20 protein-coding genes and 1 pseudogene are annotated in these 23,597 nt (G+C 74.5%); 16 read left to right on the top strand and 5 right to left on the bottom strand.

Features of this window, described 5'->3' with window-relative positions; translation table 11 throughout:
- The first annotated feature begins 138 nt into the window (after positions 1-138).
- The 4 genes from egtA to egtD are packed head-to-tail and all read left to right on the top strand — an operon-like array spanning position 139 to position 4,629.
- Entirely contained in the window at positions 139-1,461 is a 1,323-nt protein-coding gene (gene egtA / locus AB0881_RS24435) for an ergothioneine biosynthesis glutamate--cysteine ligase EgtA (protein WP_366620200.1), read from the top strand.
- Positions 1,458-2,795 carry an ergothioneine biosynthesis protein EgtB gene (egtB, locus tag AB0881_RS24430; RefSeq protein ID WP_366620198.1) on the top strand — a complete coding sequence of 446 codons (1,338 nt, stop codon included), beginning with the start codon at positions 1,458-1,460 and terminating at the stop codon, positions 2,793-2,795. The genes egtA and egtB overlap by 4 nt, the downstream gene beginning before the upstream one ends.
- Positions 2,795-3,619 carry an ergothioneine biosynthesis protein EgtC gene (egtC, locus tag AB0881_RS24425; protein ID WP_366620197.1) on the top strand — a complete coding sequence of 275 codons (825 nt, stop codon included), beginning with the start codon at positions 2,795-2,797 and terminating at the stop codon, positions 3,617-3,619. Before egtB ends, egtC begins: the two co-directional genes overlap by 1 nt.
- Before the next feature lie 53 nt (positions 3,620-3,672).
- Positions 3,673-4,629 carry an L-histidine N(alpha)-methyltransferase gene (gene egtD / locus AB0881_RS24420; RefSeq protein WP_366620195.1) on the top strand — a complete coding sequence of 319 codons (957 nt, stop codon included), beginning with the start codon at positions 3,673-3,675 and terminating at the stop codon, positions 4,627-4,629.
- On the opposite strand, the gene AB0881_RS24415 is transcribed toward egtD, so the two are convergent.
- On the bottom strand, positions 4,626-5,381 hold the full coding sequence (locus AB0881_RS24415) for an SGNH/GDSL hydrolase family protein (RefSeq protein ID WP_366620193.1): 756 nt from the start codon (positions 5,379-5,381) through the stop codon (positions 4,626-4,628). The two genes, egtD and AB0881_RS24415, sit on opposite strands and share 4 nt — an antisense overlap.
- A gap of 202 nt (positions 5,382-5,583) precedes the next feature.
- On the opposite strand from AB0881_RS24415, the gene AB0881_RS24410 reads away from it, so the two are divergent.
- Positions 5,584-6,702: an acyltransferase gene (locus tag AB0881_RS24410; RefSeq protein WP_366620191.1), complete on the top strand. Its 1,119-nt coding sequence runs from the start codon at positions 5,584-5,586 to the stop codon at positions 6,700-6,702.
- 451 nt (positions 6,703-7,153) lie between these two features.
- Positions 7,154-8,137 carry a hypothetical protein gene (locus AB0881_RS24405; RefSeq protein WP_366620189.1) on the top strand — a complete coding sequence of 328 codons (984 nt, stop codon included), beginning with the start codon at positions 7,154-7,156 and terminating at the stop codon, positions 8,135-8,137.
- A 90-nt stretch (positions 8,138-8,227) separates the two neighbouring features.
- On the opposite strand, the gene AB0881_RS24400 is transcribed toward AB0881_RS24405, so the two are convergent.
- Positions 8,228-8,824: a cysteine dioxygenase family protein gene (locus AB0881_RS24400; RefSeq protein ID WP_366620187.1), complete on the bottom strand. Its 597-nt coding sequence runs from the start codon at positions 8,822-8,824 to the stop codon at positions 8,228-8,230.
- Positions 8,814-9,686, bottom strand: coding sequence for an amidohydrolase (locus AB0881_RS24395; RefSeq protein WP_366620185.1), 873 nt, complete (start codon positions 9,684-9,686; stop codon positions 8,814-8,816). Before AB0881_RS24395 ends, AB0881_RS24400 begins: the two co-directional genes overlap by 11 nt.
- A 136-nt stretch (positions 9,687-9,822) precedes the next feature.
- Between AB0881_RS24395 and AB0881_RS24390 the strand changes: the two genes are divergently transcribed.
- The gene (locus AB0881_RS24390) at positions 9,823-10,824 is read left to right on the top strand and encodes a LacI family DNA-binding transcriptional regulator (RefSeq protein WP_366620183.1); all 1,002 of its coding nucleotides are present in this window, start codon (positions 9,823-9,825) and stop codon (positions 10,822-10,824) included.
- A 19-nt stretch (positions 10,825-10,843) separates the two neighbouring features.
- On the opposite strand, the gene AB0881_RS24385 is transcribed toward AB0881_RS24390, so the two are convergent.
- Positions 10,844-12,304, bottom strand: a complete 1,461-nt coding sequence (locus tag AB0881_RS24385; protein WP_366620181.1) for an aromatic amino acid ammonia-lyase — start codon at positions 12,302-12,304, stop codon at positions 10,844-10,846.
- A 190-nt stretch (positions 12,305-12,494) separates the two neighbouring features.
- Between AB0881_RS24385 and AB0881_RS24380 the strand changes: the two are divergent.
- The 4 genes and pseudogenes from AB0881_RS24380 to AB0881_RS24365 form a co-directional block, all read left to right on the top strand.
- Positions 12,495-13,241 (top strand): annotated as a pseudogene (locus AB0881_RS24380) (ATP-binding cassette domain-containing protein); the annotation flags it as partial.
- A 119-nt stretch (positions 13,242-13,360) separates the two neighbouring features.
- Positions 13,361-14,134: an ABC transporter permease subunit gene (locus tag AB0881_RS24375; protein WP_366620296.1), complete on the top strand. Its 774-nt coding sequence runs from the start codon at positions 13,361-13,363 to the stop codon at positions 14,132-14,134.
- Positions 14,131-14,829 carry an ABC transporter permease gene (locus AB0881_RS24370; protein ID WP_366620179.1) on the top strand — a complete coding sequence of 233 codons (699 nt, stop codon included), beginning with the start codon at positions 14,131-14,133 and terminating at the stop codon, positions 14,827-14,829. The genes AB0881_RS24375 and AB0881_RS24370 overlap by 4 nt, the downstream gene beginning before the upstream one ends.
- Before the next feature lie 74 nt (positions 14,830-14,903).
- Complete coding sequence (locus AB0881_RS24365) at positions 14,904-15,815, top strand: ABC transporter substrate-binding protein (protein WP_366620177.1); 912 nt, start codon at positions 14,904-14,906, stop codon at positions 15,813-15,815.
- Between the two features lie 9 nt (positions 15,816-15,824).
- Here AB0881_RS24365 and AB0881_RS24360 read toward each other — a convergent pair whose 3' ends face one another.
- Complete coding sequence (locus AB0881_RS24360; protein WP_366620175.1) at positions 15,825-16,607, bottom strand: IclR family transcriptional regulator; 783 nt, start codon at positions 16,605-16,607, stop codon at positions 15,825-15,827.
- Between the two features lie 92 nt (positions 16,608-16,699).
- Between AB0881_RS24360 and hutH the strand changes: the two genes are divergently transcribed.
- The 5 genes from hutH to AB0881_RS24335 all read left to right on the top strand — a co-directional run.
- The gene (hutH, locus tag AB0881_RS24355; protein WP_366620295.1) at positions 16,700-18,244 is read left to right on the top strand and encodes a histidine ammonia-lyase; all 1,545 of its coding nucleotides are present in this window, start codon (positions 16,700-16,702) and stop codon (positions 18,242-18,244) included.
- A 15-nt stretch (positions 18,245-18,259) separates the two neighbouring features.
- Positions 18,260-19,924, top strand: a complete 1,665-nt coding sequence (hutU, locus tag AB0881_RS24350; protein ID WP_366620173.1) for a urocanate hydratase — start codon at positions 18,260-18,262, stop codon at positions 19,922-19,924.
- A gap of 4 nt (positions 19,925-19,928) precedes the next feature.
- Positions 19,929-21,128 carry an allantoate amidohydrolase gene (locus AB0881_RS24345; protein ID WP_366620172.1) on the top strand — a complete coding sequence of 400 codons (1,200 nt, stop codon included), beginning with the start codon at positions 19,929-19,931 and terminating at the stop codon, positions 21,126-21,128.
- Positions 21,129-21,138: 10 nt separating this feature from the next.
- Positions 21,139-22,494 carry a formimidoylglutamate deiminase gene (locus AB0881_RS24340; RefSeq protein ID WP_366620170.1) on the top strand — a complete coding sequence of 452 codons (1,356 nt, stop codon included), beginning with the start codon at positions 21,139-21,141 and terminating at the stop codon, positions 22,492-22,494.
- A gap of 216 nt (positions 22,495-22,710) precedes the next feature.
- On the top strand, positions 22,711-23,597 hold an 887-nt coding region (locus AB0881_RS24335; protein ID WP_366620168.1), incomplete at its 3' end, for a hypothetical protein.

The following is a 23,597-nucleotide window of genomic DNA, read 5'->3' as shown; positions in this document are numbered from 1 at the left end:
TTGTAACGGAAAGTAGCGGTTTCGCCGTTGAACACAGCGTTCACGGAGATTTAAGGAATTCCCCGGCAAAACGCTGAATGGTGATGCGGTTCACCAGGGAAGGGTCCGTGCCCTGTCGGTTACTCGCAGGAGGGGCACATGACCCGGCTGACCGTGGACGGCGTCTACCAGCACATTCGCGGTGTCTGCTTCAAGAACGGCCCGCCCGGCAAGGTCGGCGCGGAGACCGAGTGGCTCGTCCTGGACGCCGCCGATCCGGCCGCCCGCGTCCCCACGTCCCGGCCGCGCGCCCTCCTGGAGGCGGCCGGGGCCCCGCCGCACGATTCCAAGATCACCTACGAGCCGGGCGGGCAGCTGGAACTCAGCTCCCTGCCCTTTCCCGGCGTCGCCGCGCTGCACCGCGCGCTGGCCGCCGACGTCGCCCACGCCGGCCGGGCGCTGGCCCGGGGCGGGCTCGTCCTCGCCGGGCACGGCGTCGACCCGGTGCGGCCGCCGTTCTTCCAGGCCGACCACCCCCGGTACGCGTGCATGCGCGGCTACTTCGTCGCCGGCGGCTTCGCCGACGCGGCCGCGGCGATGATGTGCTCCACCGCGTCCGTCCAGGTGTGCCTCGACATCGGCGCCGACCCCGCCGACGCGGACCGCCGCTGGCGGCTGGCGCACGCGCTCGGGCCGGTGCTGGTCGCGGCGTTCGCCAACTCGCCGCTGCGGGCCGGCCGCCGCACCGGGCTCCGCTCGACCCGGCAGGCCGTCTGGACCGCGCTCGACCCGTGCCGGACGCTGCCCGTGCACACCGCGCCGCCGGGCCGCCCGGCGGCCGACCCGGCCGAGGAGTGGACCCGGTACGCCCTGGACGCGCGGGTCATGCTCATGCGCACCGGGGACGGCTGGGTGTCGGACCCGGGGATGACCTTCCGCGAGTGGCTGCGCAAGGGCGAGCCGGGCCCGGCCGACCTCGGCTACCACCTGTCCACGCTGTTCCCGCCGGTCCGCCCGCGCGGCTGGCTGGAGCTGCGGATGATCGACGCGCTGCCGGAGCCGTACTGGCCCGTCCCGGTCGCCGTCGCCACCGCCCTGCTGGACGACCCGCGCGCCGCCGCGGCGGCCGAGGCCGCGGCCGAGCCGGTCGCCGGCCGCTGGGCGGAGGCGGCCCGGGACGCCCTCACCGACCCGCCGCTCGCCGCCGCCGCCCGCGCCTGCTTCACCGCCGCGCTGGACGCGCTGCCCCGGCTCGGCGGCGCCTCGCTCGTCCCGCTGGTGGACGAGTACTCCCGCCGGTACGTGGAGCGCGGCCGCTGCCCCGCCGACGACTTCACGACCGGCGGGCTCGCGGCGGGCGGCCGCCCCGCGCCGTCCAGGAGGGCGGCGCCGTTCCCCGAAGAGCTGCCCGAAAAGCTTCCCGAAGAGCTGCCCGAAGAGCTGCCCGAAGAGCTGCCCGAAGAGACGGAGACACTCAGATGACGGCCCCCGGCTCTCTCGACGAGAGCGCGCTGAAGGAACTGATCGCCGGCGAGCTGGGCGCGGTACGGGACCGCAGCCTCGGCCTGACCACCGGTGCGCTGGACGAGGCGGAGCTGACCGCGCAGGTCTCCCCGCTCATGTCCCCGCTGGTGTGGGACCTGGCCCATGTCGGCAACTACGAGGAGCTGTGGCTGCTGCGGGCCGCCGCCGGGATCGAGCCGATGCGGCCCGAGATCGACGACCTGTACGACGCGTTCGAGCACCCCCGCTCCGAACGCCCCTCGCTGCCGCTGCTGGCGCCCGAGGAGGCGCGCGCGTACATCGCCACCGTCCGCTCCAAGGTGCTGGACGCCCTGGACGCGGTGCGGTTCGACCCCGCGGACCCGCTGACGTCCGGCGGGTTCGTGTACGGCATGGTCGTCCAGCACGAGCACCAGCACGACGAGACCATGCTGGCCACCCACCAGCTCCGCAAGGGCGCCCCCGCCCTCCTGGACCCGCCCGCCTCGCCTCAGGCGGGCGCGGCGGCGGGCGCGGCGGGCGAGGTGCTGATCCCGGCGGGGACGTTCGAGATGGGCACCTCGGACGACCCGTGGGCGTACGACAACGAGCGCCCCGGCCACCTGGTGGACCTGCCCTCCTACTACATCGACGCCGAACCGGTGACGAACGCCGCGTACATCGCCTTCATGGAGGCGGGCGGCTACGACGACCCCTCCCATTGGCACCCGAAGGGCTGGGAGTGGCGGAGCGAGGGCGGGAAGCGCGCCCCCGCGTTCTGGTCGCGCGACGGGGGCGGGGAGTGGCTGCGGCGCCGGTTCGGCCGCGTCGAGCCCGTCCCGCCCGCCGAGCCGGTGCAGCACGTCTCCTGGTACGAGGCGGACGCCTACGCGCGCTGGGCCGGCAAGCGCCTCCCCACCGAGGCGGAATGGGAGAAGGCCGCGCGCTGGGACCCGGACGCGGGCCGCTCGCGCCGCTTCCCCTGGGGCGACGCCTACGAGCCTGGCCGCGCCAACCTGGGGCAGATCCTGCACCGGCCCGCCGAGGCCGGATCGTTCGCGTCGGGCGCCTCCGCCTACGGGGTGCGCCGCATGCTCGGTGACGTGTGGGAGTGGACGTCGTCGGACTTCCACGGCTATCCGGGGTTCCGGTCGTTCCCCTACAAGGAGTACTCGGAGGTCTTCTTCGGCCCCGGCTACAAGGTCCTGCGGGGCGGCTCCTGGGCGACGCATCCGCTCGCCGTCAGGGGCACGTTCCGGAACTGGGACTACCCGATCAGGCGGCAGATCTTCACCGGCTTCCGCTGCGCCCGCTCCACGGAAGGGGCCGCCTGATGTGCCGCCACGTGGGCTACCTGGGCCCGGCCAGGACGCTGCACTCGCTCATGTACGAGGGCGAGTACTCGCTGGAGCACCAGTCGTACGCGCCGCGCATGACCCAGGGCAACCTGCTGAACGCCGACGGGTTCGGCGCGGGCTGGTACCACGGGGAGGGCCGGCCGGTGCGGTTCCGGCGGGCCGGGCCGATCTGGGCCGATCCGTCGTTCCGGGAGATCGCCGAGGTCGTGGAGACGACCTGCGCGGTCGCGGCGATCCGTTCCGCGACGGTCGGCTTCCCGGTGGACGAGTCGTGCGCGCAGCCGTTCCGCACCGGCGAGGGCGCCGCCACCGGCCCGCGGCCGGGCCGGTTCTTCAGCCACAACGGGAAGATCGAGGGCTTCGCCGGGGTCGAGGGCAAGCTGCGCGAGCTGGCCGGCGACCCCGGCGGGCTCGCGGACGCGCGGGCACCGGTCGACTCTGCGCCGCTGTTCGCGCTGGCCGCGCGGCTGTGGAACGAGGGCCGCACGCTCGGCGAGGGGCTCGCCGAGGTCGTCCGCGAGGTGACGGCGCTGGCGCCCGGCCGCTACAACCTGCTCGCCGCCGACGGCACCACCCTCGCCGCCACGACCTGGGGCGACTCGCTGTTCGTGCGGGAGCGCCGGCACGAGGCATGGCGCGTCGAGCACGCGACCGGCGCGCCGATCAAGGGCAGCCCGCGCCTGGGGGAGCTGTGGATCTCCTCCGAGCCGCTCGACGACGACCCCGCCTGGACGCCCGTTCCGGACCGCTCGCTGGTGACCGCCGACCTGACGTCCGGCGTCCGCGTCACTCCGCTCTGAGTCACCGCTCTGGGCCACCCGCCCTGGGGCACCCCATCTGAAGGGAAGACCGCATGGACCGCTTCCTCACCGCCGACGACCTGGCCAAGACGCTGCGCCGGGACGTCCGGGAGGGCCTGGCGAACGACCCGAAGACGCTGCCGCCCAAATGGTTCTACGACGAGCGCGGCAGCGAGCTGTTCGAGGAGATCACCAGGCTGGAGGAGTACTACCCGACCCGCCGCGAGCGGGAGATCCTGGCCGCCCGCGCGCCCGAGATCGCCGCCGCGACCGGCGCCCGCACGCTGCTGGAACTCGGCGCCGGGTCGGGGGAGAAGACCCGCCTGCTCCTGGACGCGCTGCGCGGCACGCTCCGCGCGTACGTCCCGGTGGACGTCAGCGGCGACTTCCTGGAGGGGGCCGCGGCCCGGATCGCCGAGGAGCATCCCGCGCTGGACGTGCGTCCCGTCGTCGCCGACTACGAGCAGCACCTGCACCTGCTGCCCGGCGGCGAGCGCCGCCTGGTCGCGTTCCTCGGCGGGACGATCGGCAACATGCCGCCCGCCGAGCGGATCGGGTTCCTGGCCGGCCTGCGCGCCGCGATGGGGCCGGACGACGCGCTGCTGCTTGGCGCCGACCTGGTGAAGGACGAGCGGCGGCTGGTCGCCGCCTACGACGACGCGGCCGGCGTCACCGCCGAGTTCAACCGCAACGTCCTGCGCGTCATCAACCGCGAGCTGGACGCCGACTTCGTCCCGGAGGCGTACGAGCACGCGGCCGTCTGGAACGCCGCCGACGAGTGGATCGAGATGCGGCTGCGCTCCACGCGGGCGCAGACCGTCCGCGTCGGGGGCCTCGATCTGGAGGTGGAGTTCGCCGCCGGGGAGGAGATGCGCACCGAGATCTCCGGCAAGTTCCGCCGCGAGCGCCTGGCGTCCGAGCTGGAGAGCGCGGGGCTCGCCCTGGCGGAGTTCTGGACCGACGCCGCCGGCGACTTCTCGCTGAGCCTGGCCCGCCCGGCCGGGGCCTAACCGGCGGTGGGGTGCGCCAGGCCGTGCCGCTTCAGGTCCTTCACGAGGCGGATCGCGATGTAGCGGTGGCCCTCCGGGGTCGGGTGGACGCCGTCCCGCTTGATGAAGCGCGGCGCGTTCCCCGTGCCCTGGAGGCGGTGGCCGGTGATCCAGTGTCCGGCGATCGGGTCGATGAACGGGATGCTCATCCCCTTCGCCACCCCCTGGAGGGCGTCGCGCACGGCGAGCGCCTCCGGCGGCGGTGACTGGTTGCCCCAGATCGGGCCGACGAACGCCATCCGGGTCCCCGGCCACCGCTTGCGGGCGCGGTCCAGCACGTCCTGCGCGGCGGCCGCCACCTGCTGCGGCGGCTTGTCCCAGTCGTTGTGGCCGCCCGACACGATCAGCAGGTCGGGGGCCGGGCGCCAGCCGAGCTGGCTCTCGAACAGCAGCCCGTACGCCTGGCCCGCGCGGCCCCCGGTCGCGAACCCGGTGCCGCTGCGGCCGGCCACGATCACCTGCCAGCCGAGCAGCCGGGCCGCCGCCGACGCGTAGGTGTGCTCCTCCAGCGTGCCCGCCTCGCCCACTGTGTAGCTGTCGCCCAGGAACATCACCACGGGCGCGGGGGCCGTCACCGGCTTGGCCGCGGCCGCGGCGGGGCTCGACCGCGGTCCGGCGCCGCCGCCGGAGAGCGCGCCGCAGCCGGTCGCCGAAACGGAGGCCAGGCACAGCGCGAGGATCGCCGCGCCGCGGCGCGCGCGGCGAGAAGTCATGGGGGGTCCACCCGGTTTTCGTGAGGAGCGTCCCGCCGATCTTAGGAGAACTCGTGGCCGTCCGCGTACCGTCCGCGAACTCCTGTGCCGTCCTGTTACATCCGCACGTGTGGGCGCATGTCCCGACTCCTACATCCGGCGTTCACCGCGGGCTCACACCGCCGACCCGAACGGGCCATCCGCCGCCGCCATGGTCTCGCGGGTGACCCGACACGACCGCCGCCTCCGCGAACTCGACCTGCTCCGCTTCGTCGCGGCCCTGGCGGTGGTGCTGTTCCACTTCACCGGATTCGACGGCGAGGGCCCCTGGCCGGAGCCGTCCCGGGAACTGTTCGGGGCGCTCGGGGAGGTCACCAGGTACGGCTACCTGGGCGTCGACCTGTTCTTCCTCATCAGCGGCTTCGTCATCCTGATGAGCGCCTGGGGCCGCTCGCCCGGCGAGTTCGGGATCTCGCGGCTGACCCGGCTGCTGCCGGCGTACTGGGCGGCGGTCCTGCTCGGCCTGGCCATCTACGCCGGCTTCCGGCTCGGCAACGGCGTGCCGGGGCTGGTCGTCCCCAACCTCACCATGCTCCAGGCCGGGCTCGGCCTGAAGAGCATCGACGCGGTCTTCTGGACGCTCTGGGTCGAGATGCACTTCTACGTGCTGATCGCCGTGCTGGCCGCCCGCGGCATCGGCTACCGGAGCTGCCTGGTCTTCATGGCCGGCTGGACGCTGGCCGGGATCTTCGCCGACGAGGCCGACCACAAGCTGCTGCAGGTCATGCTGATGCCGACGTGGAGCCCGTACTTCATCGGCGGCATGGCGCTGTTCATGATCTACCGCTTCGGCCCGACGCTGCTGCTGTGGGGGTACGTGGCGGTGTCGTGGCTGCTGGCGGTCCACTGGAGCGTCTGGCGGACCGGCCACGTGTTCGAGGGCTCGGACGAGACGGTCGTGGCGGCCGCCGTCACCGGGATCTTCGGCGTGATGGCGCTGGTCGCCACCGGCCGGCTGCGGCGGCTGAACTGGCGCGGCCTGACCGTCCTCGGCGCGCTGACGTACCCGCTCTACCTCACGCACTCGCAGATCGCGCTGCCGCTGCTGGAGCACGCCTACCCGGCGCTGAACAAGTGGGCGGCGCTCGCGCTGGCCACCGCGGCGTCGCTGCTGCTGGCGTACGCGGTGTACCGCCTGGTCGAGCGGCCGGGCCAGGCGTGGATGCGCGCGCGCCTGAAGGCCTCGCTGGTGCCGATCCGGGCGCAGGACGTCCCGCCGGTCCCCGAGCCGCGGCCCGAGGGCCGGCCCGAGGCGCCGCCGCGCGAACTCGTCCGGAACTGACGCGCCGGGGAGTGCCGGCTTCCCGATCAACACGGTGTGGTGGTGTGCTCTACGCCCGGTGATGGCCTAGTTTGTCGCCCCATGCTGGTCGTCGATCTCGCGGTGCTCGCGTCCGTCCTGGTCACGGTCCCCCGGGCGCCCGGGTGTGCCGGGGCAAGCGCGTCATGGCCTGGACCGGCCAGATGGCGCTCTCGGCCCTCACCGGGGGCCTGCCGGCGTACGCGGCCGTGCGGTCCGTGACGGCGCGTACTGCGAGGCAGGGCCGCTGCGGGGAGCGGCCGTGCTCCTCGCCGCGGTGGTCGCCGTGTGCGCTGTGGCCGATCACATGACCGCCCGCGGGGAGCCACCCGAACGCGGACCCGGCGCGGCGCGTACGGCAGCCTGAAAGGGACCAGGACGGCCAGGAGGGCCGAGAGGCCAGCAGGGCCAGGAGGGGAGGAGAGGGCGGGGCATGGGGCTCTTCGGCAGGCGCCGGGAGGAGCGGCGGCCGCGGGACGGCGCGCCGCCGGTGATCGACCCCTGCGGGTACGACCCGGCCGCGGCCGACCTGCGGGCGGCGCTGCTGCACGAGGACTGGCCGTGGGCGAGCGAGTTCCTGACCACCGTGACCGACCCGGACGACCGCGCGTTCTACCTCTCCGTCTGCGCGGGCGTCCCGGGCCTCCAGGACTGGATCGGCTCCTGGATCAGGGGCGAGCCCCGCTCGACGCTGCCGCTCCTGGTGCGCGGCGCGCACGCCGCCGGCTGGGCCTGGGAGGCGCGGAACGCCCCGTACGGCGGCGAAGGAGCCGCGGCCGAGCGCTTCCCCGGCTTCAGCGAGCGCCTCGAACTCGCCGAGGCGTGCCTGGGCGAGGTGGCGGCCCGCGATCCGGGCGAGACGGGCGCCTGGACGTACCTGCTGGCGTGCGCGCTGGGCGGCCGGGTGCGGCCGGACGAGGCGCACCGGCGGTTCGAGCGCGTCCTGGAGCTGCATCCGGGGCACCTGCGCGCGCACCGGGAGATGCTCGCCTACCGGTGCGAGCGCTGGTACGGCGGCCACGACGAGATGTTCGCGTTCGCGCGCGGCGCCGTGGCGAACTCTCCCGCCGGGAGCCCGCTGGGACGGCTCGTCGCCGACGCGCACATCGAGATGTGGCGCTCCCTCCCGAAGGGGCGGGCGGAGGACTACATCGCGCGAGGCGAGGTGCGCGACGATCTGCGCGCGGCGGCCGACCACTCGATCCGCCATCCCGCGTACCGGCCCCGGGTGGGCTGGCCGGAGGTGCACAACGCGTTCGCGTTCGCCTTCGCGCTGGCGGGGGACGCGCCGGCGGCGCGGGACGAGTTCGAGCTCATCGGCGACTGCGTGACCGCGTCGCCGTGGGACCTCTACGGCCCCGACCCCGCCGCCGCCTTCGCCGAGCTGCGCGAACGCGTCGCGCGGACGGGGGTGTGACGTTCCCGCGCGGGCCGGCGCTGACATCTGTAGAGGGCGGGCGTCCGGTCAGAGCGGGGATCTGGCGTCCCGCCCTCGCCATCGTCCGGCCTAGGCGGGCCGGTCGAGCGGGCGCAGCTCGTCGGCGTAGCTGACCGACGCGCGGCGCATGAGGCCGTCCTCGGCGATCGTGTACTGGCCCAGCCGCCACAGCGGCGGCGAGTAGGCGTGGATGGACACGCTCGCGGGCGCGGCCCCCACCAGCCGGTGGATGTGGTCGGGCCCGAAGCAGAAGGACGTCCCCTCCGGGACCACCGTCCGCACGTGGGCGCCGCCGATGCGCGGATTGCACTCCTCCAGGGCGCCGCTGACGACCCGTACCGCGCCGGAGGAGACGTCGTGGTCGTGCCAGCCGGTGTCGTTCTCGGGCGTCCAGCACAGCAGCCACACGTCCACGTACTCGTCCCGGTAGAGGGACGCGTAGTGCCGCCGCTCATCGGAGAAGCGGACGTGCCGCCGCCACAGCTCGGGACGCTCCGCGAGCGCGTCCGCCAGCGCGCGCAGCTCGGCCTTGCCGAGCACCCGGGCGGGCAGGTCCGCGGGCAGGCCCTCCAGGCGGTCCGCCACCGGCACGATTCCGGTCGACAGGGATTCGGTTGCCAGGGACTCGGCCGACAGGGATTCAGCCGACATCGATTCAGCCGACATCGATTCGCTCCTTTCCCAGCAGCATGCGGTGCGGATTGGACACGCGGAACGCGTGCTCGGCGGCCTCGCCCAGGGCGAGGTCGCGGGGGCCGGCGTAGGGGCGGTCCGTGCCGTGCACGACCACGTCGACCCCGAGGGCCCGGACGACGGCGTCGGCGGCGCGCGGCCCGTACGACGAGGTCTCGACGAACACGTCCGGATCGACCTCGCCGCGGCCGCCGCCGCGCGCGGCGAGCCGCTCCCCGTGCAGCGGGGCCAGCCCGGCGAGCATCGCGAAGCAGACCCGCAGCCGGGGGTGGCGCGGACGGCCGAAGGCGCGGAACGCGAACCACGCGGCGTGCATCTGCTGCGCGTACGGCACCATCGCCGCCCACCATCCGGGCTCGCCGCCTCCGGTGGCGCCGGCCGGGCCCGGATGGACGAACAGGGGGAGGCCGCGCTCTTCGAGCAGGTCGAGCAGCGGGGCGCACCGTTCGTAGCCTTCGGGTCCGGCCAGCGCCGTCGCCGGCAGTTGGAGGCCCGCGAAGCCCGCGTCGAGGACCCGCGCGGTCGCCGCGGGGTCGATGTCGCGCACGCAGGCGGACGCCCACGCGCCGAACGGTTCCGGGAGCGCGGCCGCGCCCTCGTGGTAGGCGTCCAGGAGGGGGCGCGCCTCGTCCGCCGGGAGGTGTTCGACGCCGAGGGGCGAGGAGAGCGAGACGAGCGCGCGGTCCAGGCCGTCCTTCCGCGCCGTCTCGGCCCTGCGCCGCACGTCGTGGTCGTCCGGGTCCACCTCGAACGGCGGCTCGCCGGCCAGCCGGAGCGTCCAGCCGTTCAGGAGCGGCGGCGTGCGCCGGGCGCGGAGCGCCGCGACGAATGGCACGCTCCAAACGTGCTGGTGAACATCTGTCCCGGCCATCGGCCCCTCTCCTCCTGAACCGCTTCAGTGAACCGCTTCAGTAGCGCCGCCGTCAAGAGCTGCGCGAGTTCTGTCGGAGGGACCGTCTAGGGTTTGCAGGGTGCCAGAAAGGCGCAAGCGCGCGACCATCCGGGAGGTGGCGCAGGCGACCGGGCTGTCGCCTGCGGCCGTGTCGTACGCGCTGCGCGGCATCCAGACCTCCGAGGAGACGCAGGAGCGCGTCCGCGCCGCCGCCCGGGAGCTGGGCTACGAGGCCCATCCGATCGCCCGCGCGCTGGCCAGCGGCCGCACCGGCATGGTCGGCCTGCTGTGCGGCTCGCTGGAGGACTACTGGCAGCAGTCGCTCGCCGTCGGCATCAGCCGCTCCCTGCTGGCCCGCGACCGCTACGCCCTGATCGTCGACGCGTTCAACGACCCCGCCCGCGAGCTGTCCCTGGCCCGCCAGCTGCGCGACCAGCGGGTCGACGGGCTGATCGTCCAGCCGCTCGACCCGTCCGCCCCGCTGTGGGCCGAGCTGTCGGAGACCGTCCCGGTGGTCTCGGTCGGGGACGCCCTGCACGGCGGCCGGTCCCAGGGCGAGGTCGTCTTCGACAACCGCCGCGGCGTCACCCTCGCCCTGGAGCACCTGCGCGACCTCGGCCACCGGCGCATCGCCGTGCTCACCCCGACGCTGGCCAGCACCCCCGACCGCCCCGCCGACGTGCACGTCAACGCCGAGGCCGACCGGCTGCGGCTGGACGCCGAGGTCGTCGTCGCCCCGCAGGCGCTGGCCGAGGCCACCGAGGTGGCGACCGGGCTGCTGCGCGGCCCCGGCCGCCCCACCGCCGTCTTCTGCTTCTCCGACTCCATCGCGTACGCCGTCTACGCCGCCACCCGCGTCCTCGGCCTCGACGTCCCCGGCGACGTCGCCGTGTGCGGCTACGACGCCCACCCGATGTCGGCCCTGCTCACCCCGCCCCTGACCACCGTCGACTGGGACATCGACGGCATCGTCCACTCGGCCGTCCGCCTGGTGGTGGACGTCATCGACGGCAAGCCCCGCAAGCGCCGGGTCGTCCGCGAGCCGTCCCTGCGCGTCCGCGAGTCCACGGCCCGCCCCTGAGCGCCGGCCGATGCGGTTCCTACAGCAGCCGGGCGAGGGCGGGCAGATGGTCCGCCGCGATCGCGATGTCAGTGTCCAGCGGCCGGTCGTCGACGCGCGGATCGAGCGAGCCGGCCGCGATGTCGTACGCCGCGCGCAGCGGGCCGGCGGACGGCGCCCGCCCCTGCATGCGCAGGGCGCGGACCGCCGCGACCAGCTCGCAGCCCAGCGCGATGCGGTACGCGCCGAGCGTCTCGGTGGTGGCGCGGGCCGACTGGGTGGAGAAGCCCGCGTGCTCCTCGACGCCGCGCGACAGCACCGCGCTCCCGAGGGCCGCCGGGGTCGCCAGCCGGCGGACGTCGGCGAGCGCCGAATGCGCCACGTACTCCAGGATCATGATCCCGGAGCTGGCCTCGGTGGCGCCCTGGAACGGGTAGAGCCCCGTGAACGACGGCTCCGACAGGGTGCCGAGCCGGGCGGCCGACAGCGCCATCGTCTGGAAGAGCGCGGCCCGCGCGGCGTCCAGCGCGAGCCCCGCGTACGCGGTGTGGAAGTTGCCGTTGTGCCAGACCGCGCGGCCCGGCACGTCGATCAGCGGGTTCTCGGCGGCGGCGTTGATCTCCCGGGTGACGACCGCCTCCGCGTACGCGGCCGCCTCCAGGGCCGGGCCGTGGACCTGCGGGAACGCCCGGTAGCCGTACGGGTCCTGGATCCGGGCCGGCGCGGGCCGCTCGTAGGCCAGCAGCGTGCGCATCGCGCCGGCCGCCTCCTGCTGGCCGGGGTGCGGGCAGGCCCGGTGGACGGCCTCGGCGTACGGCTCGTCCGAGCCGCGCACGGCGAAGTGGGAGAGCGCCGCGACGGCGGTGGACGCGGCCAGCAGCGTGCGCAGGTCCGACACCGCGAGCGCGGACTCGCCGAGGGTGGCGGCGTTCGAGCTGATGAAGGCCAGCGCGTCGGCCGAGCGGAGGGTGAAGCCGGGGCCGCGCGGCCGGGAGCCGTCGGCGGCGGGCAGCCAGGCGCGCTCGCCGAGCAGGCACAGCGCGGTCGAGGCGAGGGCGGTCAGGTCGCCGGTGCCGATCGCCCCGTACACCGGCACCGGCGGCAGCAGGCCCAGGTTGAGCACGTCGGTCAGCGCGGCCAGCACGCCGGGGTCGACGCCGGAGCCGCCGGCGGCGATCTGGTTCAGCCGCACCGTCAGCATCGCGCGGACGATCTCGGGCGCCACCAGCGGCCCGGCGCCGGCGGCGTGGCTGCGCAGCAGCCGCAGGCCGTGCGCGTCGGAGTCCTCCCACTCCACGCCCACCTCGCGGTTGGCGCCGACGCCGGTGGTGCGCCCGTACACCGGCTGCTCGGCGGCCAGCGCGCGGGCCGTCTCCCAGGCCGCGCGGGCGCGTTCGACACCGGCGTCGGCCATGACGATCGTCACGTCCGCGCGGGCGGCGCGCGCCACGGCCGGGCAGGTGAGGTCCGTCCCGTCGATAACGATTCGACTGTTCTCCACGGGCTCACGCTACTTTCTACTCTATTCCGATCGTTAAGCTACGAATGCGCCCTATGGCCGTGTCGGCCCGCCGCCGCGTCGGGCCGGAGGTGACCACGGACTAACCTGGATCCGAGCCGAATCCGATCATCACCCTGTCAGCGAGCGGAAGAACGGCGTTGCACCGACGCCCACCGAGGACGTGAATCGTTTGATCACCTTTGCGGGCGTGACCAAGCGCTACCCGGACGGCACCGTGGCCGTCGACGATCTCGACCTGGAGATCCCGGCCGGCCGGATCACCGTGCTGGTGGGCCCGTCCGGCTGCGGCAAGACCACCACCCTGCGCATGATCAACCGGATGGTCGAGGCCACCGAGGGCACCGTGACCGTCGACGGGAAGAACGTGCGCGACATCGACCCGCCCGCGCTGCGCCGCGGCATCGGGTACGTGATCCAGCAGGCCGGGCTGTTCCCGCACCGCACGATCGTCGACAACATCGCGACGGTGCCGTACCTGCTCGGCTGGGACAAGAAGAAGGCCCGCGCCCGCTCGCACGAGCTGATGGAGCGCGTCGGCCTCGACCCCAAGCTCGCCAAGCGGTACCCGGCGCAGCTGTCGGGCGGGCAGCAGCAGCGCGTCGGCGTCGCCCGCGCGCTGGCCGCCGACCCGCCGATCATGCTGATGGACGAGCCGTTCAGCGCCGTCGACCCGATCGTGCGCGGCGACCTCCAGGAGGAGTTCCTGCGGCTGCAGGACGAGGTCGAGAAGACGATCGTGTTCGTCACCCACGACATCGACGAGGCCGTGAAGCTCGGCCACCGCATCGCGGTGTTCCAGGTCGGCGGCACGCTCGCGCAGTACTCCACGCCCGAGGAGCTGCTGGCCGAGCCCGCGAACGACTTCGTCCGCGACTTCCTGGGCGGCGACCGCGGCATCCGCCGGCTGCGCTTCTTCCAGGAGCTCGACGCGGAGGAGGCCGCCGGGGAGGCCGGGGCGCCCCCGCCCAAGCCGTCCGGCGGGCCGGACACGGGCCCGGAGGGCGCGTCCGCGGCGGTGGCGGACCGGTGACCCCGGTGATCCCGGTGCTGGCGGCGCCCGAGGGCGAGCCGCTGATCCGGTGGGACTGGATCGGCCGCAACCTCGGCGGCGACATCGCCGAGTCGCTGACCGAGCATCTGGTGCTGTCGTTCACGCCCGTGCTGCTCGGGCTGCTGATCGCGCTGCCGGTCGGGCTGGCCTGCGCGCGCTGGACGCGGCTCTACCCGCCGGTGCTGGCGGCCACCAGCGTCCTGTACGCGGTCCCGGCGATCGGGCTCTTCGTCATCTTCGTCGCGTTCAGCGGGCTGACGTACACCACGGTGATCGTCCCGCTGGCGCTCTACACGCTGTCGGTGCTGGTGCCCAGCGTGGTGGACGGGCTGCGGTCCGTTCCCGACCATGTGCGGCAGTCGGCGGTCGCGATGGGCTTCGGCCCGCTGCGCCGGCTGGTCCGGGTCGAGCTGCCGATCGCGGTGCCGGTGCTGATGGCGGGGCTGCGGGTGGCGACGGTCGCCAACATCAGCCTGGTCAGCGTGGGCGCGCTCATCGGCATCGGCGGGCTCGGGCAGCTGATGGTCAAGGGCATGAAGTGGCCCGGCGGCGGGTTCACCACCCCGATCATCGTCGCGATCGTGCTGATCATCCTGCTGGCGCTGGTCGCCGACCTGATCCTGCTGCTCGTGCAGCGGCTGCTCACCCCCTGGCAGCGGGCCGGCCGCGGCCGCCGCGCCAAGGCCGAGCGCGCCGCGGACGCCGCCGACGCTGAGGCGAGCGCCCCCGTACCGGCCGAGCCCGAGGAGGCACGGTGAACGCGATCTGGGAGGCGCTGGGCTGGTTCGGCCGGTCCGCGCAGTGGACGGGGGCCGACGGCATCCCGAACCGGCTGGTCGAGCACCTGTGGTACTCGCTGCTCGCGTTCGCGCTCACCGTGCTGATCGCGCTGCCGCTGGGGCTGGTGCTGGGCCACCTGCGCCGCGGCCGCCCCGCCGCGGCCGCGGGCTTCCTGGTGCTGTCCTCGGCGAACGCGGCGCGCGCGCTGCCCACGCTGGGCCTGCTGATCCTCGCGGTGATCCTGACGAGCGCCGGCGACCTGGTCCCGATCCTGATCCCGCTGATCGCGCTGGCGATCCCGCCGGTGCTGGTCAACACTTACGCCGGGATCCAGCAGGTCGAGGGCGGGCTGCGGGACGCGGCCGAGGGGATGGGCATGACCGGCCGGCAGGTGCTGCTGCGGGTCGAGCTGCCGGTGGCGCTGCCGCTGATCCTGCTCGGCCTGCGCACCGCGCTGATCCAGATCATCTCCACCGCCACGATCGCGGCGTACGTGGGCCTCGGCGGGCTCGGCCGCTACATCGTCGACGGCTACTCCCGGCAGGACTACGACAGCATGGCGGGCGGCGCGATCCTGGTGATCCTGCTGGCCGTCCTGACCCAGGTCGCCTTCGCCGGCCTCTACCGGTACGCCGTGTCCGCCGGGGTACGGCAGCGGGCGGCGGTGTCCTGAGCCGGCCCCCGGCCCGGCCACAGCACGACCCGGGCGCGCAGGCGCGTCCGGTCCCGGAGGAAGGAACACCACACATGTCCCGGATGATTCGCGGCGCCGCCGCGCTGGTCACCGCCGTACTGGCGCTGACCGCCTGCGGCGGCGGAGGCGACGGTGACCCGCTGAGCGGCGGGGGCGGCAAGGGCGGCAGCATCACGATCGGCGGCGCCGACTTCCCCGAGAGCGGCCTGATCGGCGAGATCTACGCGCAGGCGCTGGAGGCCAAGGACGTCAAGGTCGAGCGGAAGTTCAGCATCGGCTCCCGCGAGGTCTACTACGAGCAGGTCAAGAGCGGCGCGATCCAGGTGTTCCCCGAGTACAACGGGGCGCTGCTGGCGCACGTCGACAAGGAGAACCCGGCGAGCACCACCCAGGAGGTGGACGCGGCGCTGAAGCAGAAGCTGCCGGCGGAGCTGGAGATCCTGACCCCCTCGCAGGCCGAGAACAAGGACGCGCTGGTCGTCACCGCGGCCACCGCGCAGAAGCACGGCCTCAAGTCGATCGAGGACGTCAAGCCGGTGGCCGGGCAGCTGGTCGTCGGCGGGCCGCCGGAGTTCAAGACCCGCAAGCAGGGCCTGGTCGGGCTGGAGAAGGTGTACGGGCTGAAGTTCAAGGAGTTCAAGTCCCTGGACACGGCCGGCCCGATCACGGTGTCCAACCTGCAGAAGGGCCAGATCCAGGCCGCCGACCTGTTCACCACGGACGCCGCCATCAAGAAGAACGGCTTCGTGGTGCTCGGCGACCCCAAGAACGTGTTCGGCGCCCAGAACGTCGTCCCGCTGGTCTACAAGGCCAAGGTGAACGACACCGTCCGCAACACCCTGAACGCGGTGTCCGCCAAGCTCACCACGGCGCACCTCCAGGACATGAACACCGAGATCTCCGAGAAGAAGACCGACCCGGAGACCATCGCCAAGAACTGGCTCGGCCAGAACGGCCTGGCCTGATCGCCGGCCTCAGCGCGGCGCCGGCGGCCGGCCGCCGAGCCGGGCGGTGAGCCCGGCGGCGGTCGCCCGCACGGCGGCGGCGAGGTCCGGCCAGGTGTCCTCGGGGCGGCGGTCGCGGCGGAACGTCACCGTGACCGCCGCCGCCGGGTGGCCGGTGTGGTCGAACGAGCACGCCGCGATGCTCGCGAACCCCTCGGTGACCTGGCCGTCCTCGGCCGACCAGCCGCGCCGCGCGTCCTCCGCCAGCACCCGCCGCAGCTCCCGCGGCGACGCCGGGCCGCGCCCGGTCCGGTCCACGAACGCGGCGGGCCCCGGGAACAGCGCCCGCACCTGCGCCGCCGGGAGGTGCGCCAGCATCGACCGGCCGCTCGCCGTGAGCTGGGCGGGCATCCGCACCCCGACGTCGGTCACCAGCGTCGCGTGCCGCGGCGGCTGCTCCTTCAGCAGGTAGAGCGTCTCGGCGCCGTGCAGGACGCCGAGCTGCGCGATCTCCCCGGCCCGGTCGACGAGGCGGCGCAGCAGCGGCCGCGCCAGCCGTTCGAGCGGCCCGTGCCGCAGGTAGGCCGAGCCGATCTCGAACGCCGCCACGCCCAGCCCCCAGCGCCGCTCCTCCGGCACGTACGCCACGAACCCGTCCTCGGCCATCGCGGTCAGCAGGTGGTACGTGCTCGACCGCGGCAGCCCCAGCTCCCGCGCGATCGCCGACGCCGGCAGCGGCCCGGCCGACCCGGCCAGCAGCCGCAGCACCGCCAGCGCCCGCCGCGCGGCCGGAACCTGCCCGTTGGTCGCCATGGGCCGATTGTCTCGTATCTGAGACACAACGCCCGCCGCGGCCCTCCTCCCGCGCGACGCATGCGGCTCCAATGGAGGGTATGAAATCGCGCATGGGGGAGAACGGCGTCGAGGTCGGGCCGGAGCCGCTGGACTTCGGCCAGGTCGTGGCGGTGGCCCGGGAGGGCGCGCCGGTCTCGCTGACCGGCGAGGCGCTCAAGGCGATGGAGGCGGCGCGGGCGCACATCGAGGAGCTGTCCTCGCGCCCCACACCGGTGTACGGGGTGTCGACCGGGTTCGGGGCGCTCGCGACCCGGCACATCGCGCCGGACCTGCGCGCCCAGCTGCAGCTGAACATCGTCCGGTCGCATGCGGCCGGGTCGGGGCCCGAGGTGGAGCGGGAGGTCGTCCGCGCGCTGATGCTGCTGCGGCTGCGCACCCTCGCCACCGGGCGGACGGGCGTCCAGCCGGTCACGGCGCGGACCCTCGCCGCGCTGCTGAACGCGGGGATCACGCCGGTCGTGCACGAGTACGGCAGCCTCGGCTGCTCGGGTGATCTGGCGCCGCTCGCCCATGTGGCGCTGGCGCTGATCGGGGAGGGGCCCGTACGGGACGCGTCCGGCACCCTGATGCCCGCCGCGCAGGCGCTCGCCGCCGCCGGGATCGAACCGGTGACGCTCGGCGCCAAGGAGGGGCTCGCGCTGCTGAACGGCACCGACGGGATGCTCGGCATGCTCGTCCTGGCGATCGGCGACCTGCGCCGACTGCTCACGGCCGCCGACGTCGCCGCGGCGATGACGGTCGAGGCGCTGCTGGGCACCGACCGGGTGTTCGCCGCCGACCTCCAGGATCTCCGGCCGCATCCCGGCCAGTCCGAGTCGGCCGCCAACCTGCGAAAACTGCTGGCCGCCTCGGAGATCATGGAGTCGCACCGCGGGCCCGACTGCACCCGCGTCCAGGACGCCTACTCGCTGCGCTGCTCCCCGCAGGTGAACGGCGCCGCCCGCGACACCCTCGCGCACGCCGAGCTGGTCGCGTCCCGGGAGCTGGCCTCGGCCGTCGACAACCCGGTGGTGCTGCCGGACGGCCGGGTGGAGTCCAACGGCAACTTCCACGGCGCGCCCGTCGCGTACGTGCTGGACTTCCTGGCGATCCCGGCGGCCGACCTGGCCTCGATGTCCGAGCGCCGCACCGACCGGATGCTGGACCGCGCCCGCTCGGCGGGGCTGCCCGCGTTCCTCGCGGACGACCCCGGCGTGGACTCCGGGCACATGATCGCCCAGTACACCCAGGCGTCGATCGTGTCCGAGCTCAAGCGGCTGGCCGCGCCCGCCAGCGCCGACTCGATCCCGTCGTCGGCGATGCAGGAGGACCACGTCTCGATGGGCTGGAACGCCGCCCGCCAGCTGCGCCGCTCGGTGGACGGGCTGGCGCAGGTGATCGGGATCGAGATCCTCACCGCCGCCCGCGCCCTCGACCTGCGCCGCCCGCTGCGCCCCGGCCCCGCGACCGCGGCCGTCGTCGCCGCGCTGCGCGAGCACGTCCCCGGCCCCGGACCCGACCGCCACCTCTCACCCGAGATCGCCCTGGCCACCGGCCTCGTCCGCGACGGGACGCTCGTCGCCGCCGCCGAGTCCGTCACCGGTCCCCTCTCTTAATCCACAGGAGCACTGATGTCCGGACCCCGTCCCGTACGCGCGCCGCGCGGCACGTCCCTGACCTCGGCCAAGGGCTGGCCGCAGGAGGCCGCGCTGCGGATGCTGATGAACAACCTCGACCCGGAGGTCGCCGAGCACCCCGACGAGCTGGTCGTGTACGGCGGCTCCGGCCGCGCCGCGCGCAGCTGGGACGCCTTCGACGGCATCGTCCGCTCCCTGAACGGCCTGGAGGGCGACGAGACGCTGCTCGTCCAGTCCGGCAAGCCCGTCGGGATCTTCCGCACGCACGAGTGGGCGCCGCGCGTGCTCATCGCCAACTCCAACCTCGTCCCGCAGTGGGCGGACTGGGAGGAGTTCCGGCGGCTGGAGTCGCTGGGCCTGACGATGTTCGGGCAGATGACGGCCGGCTCGTGGATCTACATCGGCACGCAGGGCATCCTCCAGGGGACGTACGAGACGTTCGCGGCCGTCGCCGCGAAGCGGTTCGGCGGCTCGCTGGCCGGGACGATCACGCTGACGGCCGGGCTGGGCGGGATGGGTGGCGCGCAGCCGCTCGCCGTGACGATGAACGGCGGCGTCGCGATCTGCGTCGAGGTGGACCCGTCCCGGATCGAGCGCCGCGTCGCGCACCGCTACTGCGACCGCCGCGCGGACTCGCTGGACGAGGCGCTGCGGCTGGCCGAGGAGGCCAGGGACCGCCGGGAGCCGCTGTCGATCGCCGTCCTCGGGAACGCGGCGGAGATCGTTCCGGAGCTGCTGCGGCGGGGCGCGCCGATCGACGTCGTCACCGACCAGACCAGCGCGCACGACCCGCTGATGTACCTGCCGCGCGGCGTGCCGTTCGAGGACTGGGCCGCCGAGCGCGGCAAGGACCGCGACGGCTTCATCGCGAAGGCCCGCGAGTCGATGGCCGCGCACGTGGAGGCCATGGTCGGCTTCCAGGACGCGGGCGCGGAGGTCTTCGACTACGGCAACTCGATCCGGGGCGAGGCGCAGCTCGCGGGGTACGACCGGGCGTTCGCGTTCCCGGGGTTCGTGCCGGCGTACATCAGGCCGCTGTTCTGCGAGGGCAAGGGCCCGTTCCGCTGGGCCGCCCTGTCCGGCGACCCGAAGGACATCGCGCGGACGGACCGGGCGATCCTGGAGCTGTTCCCGGACAACGAGCCGCTGGCCCGCTGGATCCGGATGGCGGGGGAGCGGGTGCACTTCCAGGGGCTGCCGTCCCGGATCTGCTGGCTCGGGTACGGCGAGCGCGACAGGGCCGGGGCCGTCTTCAACGACCTGGTGGCGCGCGGCGAGATCAGCGCGCCGCTGGCGCTGGGCCGCGACCACCTCGACACCGGCTCGGTCGCGTCCCCGTACCGCGAGACCGAGGGCATGGCGGACGGCTCGGACGCGATCGCCGACTGGCCGCTGCTGAACGCGATGCTCAACACCGCCTCGGGCGCGACGTGGGTGTCGATCCACCACGGCGGCGGTGTCGGCATCGGCCGGTCCGTCCACGCCGGCCAGGTCTGCGTCGCCGACGGGACCGAGCTGGCCGGGCGCAAGCTGGAGCGCGTCCTGACCAACGACCCCGGCACCGGCGTCATGCGGCACGCCGACGCGGGCTACGAGCGCGCCGCGGAGGTCGCGGCGGAACGGGGCGTGCGGATCCCCATGGCGGAGGCATCGGAGTGAGGGCATGAGCTTCGAGGAGATGTGGGCGGCGCTGCGCCCGGTGGGGCGCGACGCGGAGACGGGCGGCTACCACCGCTTCGCGTGGACGCCGGCGGAGGTGGAGTGCCGGTCGTGGTTCGCGGACGAGGCCCGCCGCCGCGACCTGGAGATCGAGACCGACCCGAACGGCAACCTGTTCGCCTGGTGGTTCCCGCCCGGGAACGGCCGGGGCGACGCGGTCGTGACGGGCAGCCATCTCGACTCGGTGCCGGGCGGCGGCGCGTTCGACGGCCCGCTCGGGATCGTGTCCGCGTTCGCCGCGATCGACCTGCTGCGCGAGCGCGGCGTCCGGCCGTCCCGCCCCATCGGCGTCGCGGCGTTCGCGGAGGAGGAGGGCGCCCGCTTCGGGGTGGCCTGCCTGGGCTCGCGCCTCCTCACCGGGGCGATCGCCCCGTACCGCGCCCGCGGCCTGCGCGACCGCGACGGCCGCACGCTCGCGGACGTGCTGACCGGGCACGGCCTGGACCCGGAGCGGATCGGCCCCGACGAGGGCCTGCTGTCCCGGATCGGCTGCTACGTCGAGCTGCACGTCGAGCAGGGGCGGGCGCTGGACGCGCCGGTCGGGGTGGCGAGCGCGATCGTCCCGCACGGCCGCTGGCGGTTCGACCTGGCGGGGGAGGGCAACCACGCGGGCACCACGCGGCTGAAGGACCGCCGCGACCCCATGCTGCCGTTCGCGCGCCTGGTGCTGGCGGCGCGCGAGGCCGCGGAGCGCAACGGCACGCTCACCACGGTCGGCAGGGTGGAGGTGGCGCCGAACGGGGTGAACGCGGTCCCGTCGGCGGTGACGGCCTGGCTGGACGGCCGCGGGCCCGCCGACGACGCCGTGCGCCGTACCGTGGCGGAGGTCCACGAGGCGGCCCTGCGGGCGGCGCGCGAGCACGGCGTGGGCGTCGAGCTGGCGGAGGAGTCGTACACCGAGGTCGTGGACTTCGACGTGCCGCTCCGCGACCGGCTGGCGGCGGTGCTCGGCGGGGTGCCGGTGCTGCCCACGGGCGCGGGGCACGACGCGGGGATCCTGGCGTCCCGGGTGCCCACGGCCATGCTCTTCGTCCGCAATCCGACCGGGGTGTCGCACGCCCCGGCCGAGCACGCCGACGCCGAGGACTGCCTGGCGGGCGTGGAGGCCCTCACCACGGTGCTCAAAGAGCTGGCAGGCGGGTAAAGAGTCCTATATGCAATGGCATGCCGAGTTTGCCTGGCTCGGTGATGGTGTGGCCGCCGATGTGCTGATCGAGGCCGACGGCGAGCGCTTCACGTCCGTCACCCGTGGCGTCCCGGCCCCGCCGGGCGCGCTCCCCCTGACCGGACTCACCCTCCCCGGTCTCGCCGACGCCCATTCCCACGCCTTCCACCGCGCCCTCCGCGCCCGCGCCCAGGCCGGGTCCGGAACGTTCTGGACGTGGCGCGACCGGATGTACGAGGTCGCCGGCCGCCTCGACCCCGACACGTACCGGGCCCTGGCCCGGGCCGTCTACGCCGAGATGGCCCTCGCGGGCGTCAGCTGCGTGGGCGAGTTCCACTACCTGCACCACCGGCCGGGCGGCGCCCCGTACGGCAACCCCAACGCGATGGGCGAGGCCCTGATCTCCGCGGCCGCCGACGCGGGCATCCGGATCACCCTCCTCGACACCTGCTACCTCGCCGGCGGCATCGAGCAGCCCCTCAAAGGGCCCCAGCTGCGCTTCAACGACGGCAGCGCGGGCAACTGGGCGCGCCGCGTCGACACCCTGTACGAGCAGACCGACAAGGCGGGCCGCCTGCACGCCCGGGTCGGCGCCGCGATCCACTCCGTGCGCGCCGTGCCGCGCGAGCAGATCAGCGCCGTCGCGGGCTGGGCCAGGGACCGCGGCGCGCCGCTGCACGTCCACCTGTCCGAGCAGCCCGCCGAGAACGCGGCGTGCCAGGAGGCGTACGGGATGAGCCCGACCCGCCTGCTGGCCGAGTGCGGCGCGCTGGGCGCCCGTACCGTCGCCGTCCACGCCACCCACCTGTCCGAGGAGGACATCGGCCTGCTCGGGACGACCATGACCGGCGTGTGCATGTGCCCGACCACCGAGCGCGACCTGGCCGACGGCATCGGCCCCGCCCGCGACCTGTCCCGCGCCGGCGCCCCGATCTGCCTGGGCACCGACCAGCACGCGGTGATCGACCTGTTCGAGGAGGCCCGCGCGGTCGAGCTGAACGAGCGGCTGCGCACCCGCGAGCGCGGCCACTGGACGGCCGGCGAGCTGCTGGCCGCCGCCACCTCCAACGGCCACTACGGCCTCGGCTGGCCGGAGGCGGGGCGGCTGGAGCCCGGCGCGTACGCGGATCTGGTGACCGTCGCGCTCGACTCGGTCCGCACGGCGGGCGCGGGGCCGGAACTGGCCGCCGAGACCGCCGTCTTCGCCGCGACGGCCGCCGACGTCCGCACGGTGGTGGTCTCCGGCCGCGAGATCGTCCGGGACGGCCGGCATCTGCTCGTGGCGGACGTGCCGGGCGCCCTGGCCGAGGCCATCGCGGCGGTGGCCGCCGAGGAGGGCTCCTGACAGCCTCACTGCGGGCGGGGGCGGACCCGCCCGGTTGGGGGAGTCCGTCCCGTACGGACCCTTCCGTCCCGGGACGGGGTGGACCGTACCGGGAAAATTCCGGCGCGTGATATCTCCGTTTTCCCGCGCGGGTGGCCCCGGATGTGATTGCTTGCATCGTTGGGAACTCTGGGTTGTGCGGGGATGTGAAGAATGTTGCGGCGTTTGTTGCTGTTTGTGGGGATTCTCGGGGCGGTCCTCGCCCTGAGCGGCCCGGTGCCGGCCATGGCCGCCGGGCCGGCGATGATCATTGATACGGCCGGCGTGCTGCGGACCTCCGAGGTGCGCACCCACGCGGAGGCGCTGCCCATGCCGGTCCGGATCTACACGGCGCGGCAGCCGGCCACCCGGGCGGAGTTCGGGACCTGGGTGTCCGCCCGGCGCACCTCCTCGGACATGCTGGTGATCGGGTTCAACCCGTCGCTCGACTACATGTACTACAGCGCCGGCCCGGCGTCGGGCCTCACCCGGCTGGACATGTCGACGGCCACGAACCGGTTCACCTCGACCGGCCGCACCACGAACGACCTGACGCGCGCCTTCAATTCGATGCTGATCTCGCTGCGCGGCGCCGCGACCCCGTCGTCCTCGCCGACCACGGGGATCCCCACGCCGACGACCACGTACAACGCGCCGGACACCGACGTGGACACCGACGTGAGCACCGGGCGGCGCCGCGGCGGCGGCATCGGCAAGATCATCATCTTCGGGGTGATCGCGCTGATCGTGCTCGCGGTCGGCGGTGTGGCCAAGCTCGCCTCGGGCGGCCGCAAGCCGCCGTCCGGCCCGCCGATGGGGCCGCCCATGGGCGGCCCGCAGCCGCCGATGCCCGGGCAGCAGCCCGGCGCGCCCTACCCGCCGGCGCCCCAGCCGGGCGCCCCGTACCCGCCGCAGCCGCAGCCCCAGCCGCAGCCGGGCGGCGGAGGCTGGCCGCCCCAGCCGCCCGCCCAGCCGCCGGGGCAGGGCTACCCGCCCGCGCCGCCCGCCGGCCCCGGGTACCAGCCCCCGCCCGCGCCGCGACCCGAGTGTCGTGGCGGCGCCGTAGACTCACCCCTGATGTCGAA

The sequence above is a fragment of the Spirillospora sp. NPDC029432 genome (assembly GCF_040703975.1).
In the GTDB taxonomy this organism is placed as follows: Bacteria; Actinomycetota; Actinomycetes; order Streptosporangiales; family Streptosporangiaceae; genus Spirillospora.
Note: the sequence above shows the minus strand (reverse complement) of the source record. Positions and strands in the feature narration are given on the sequence as shown.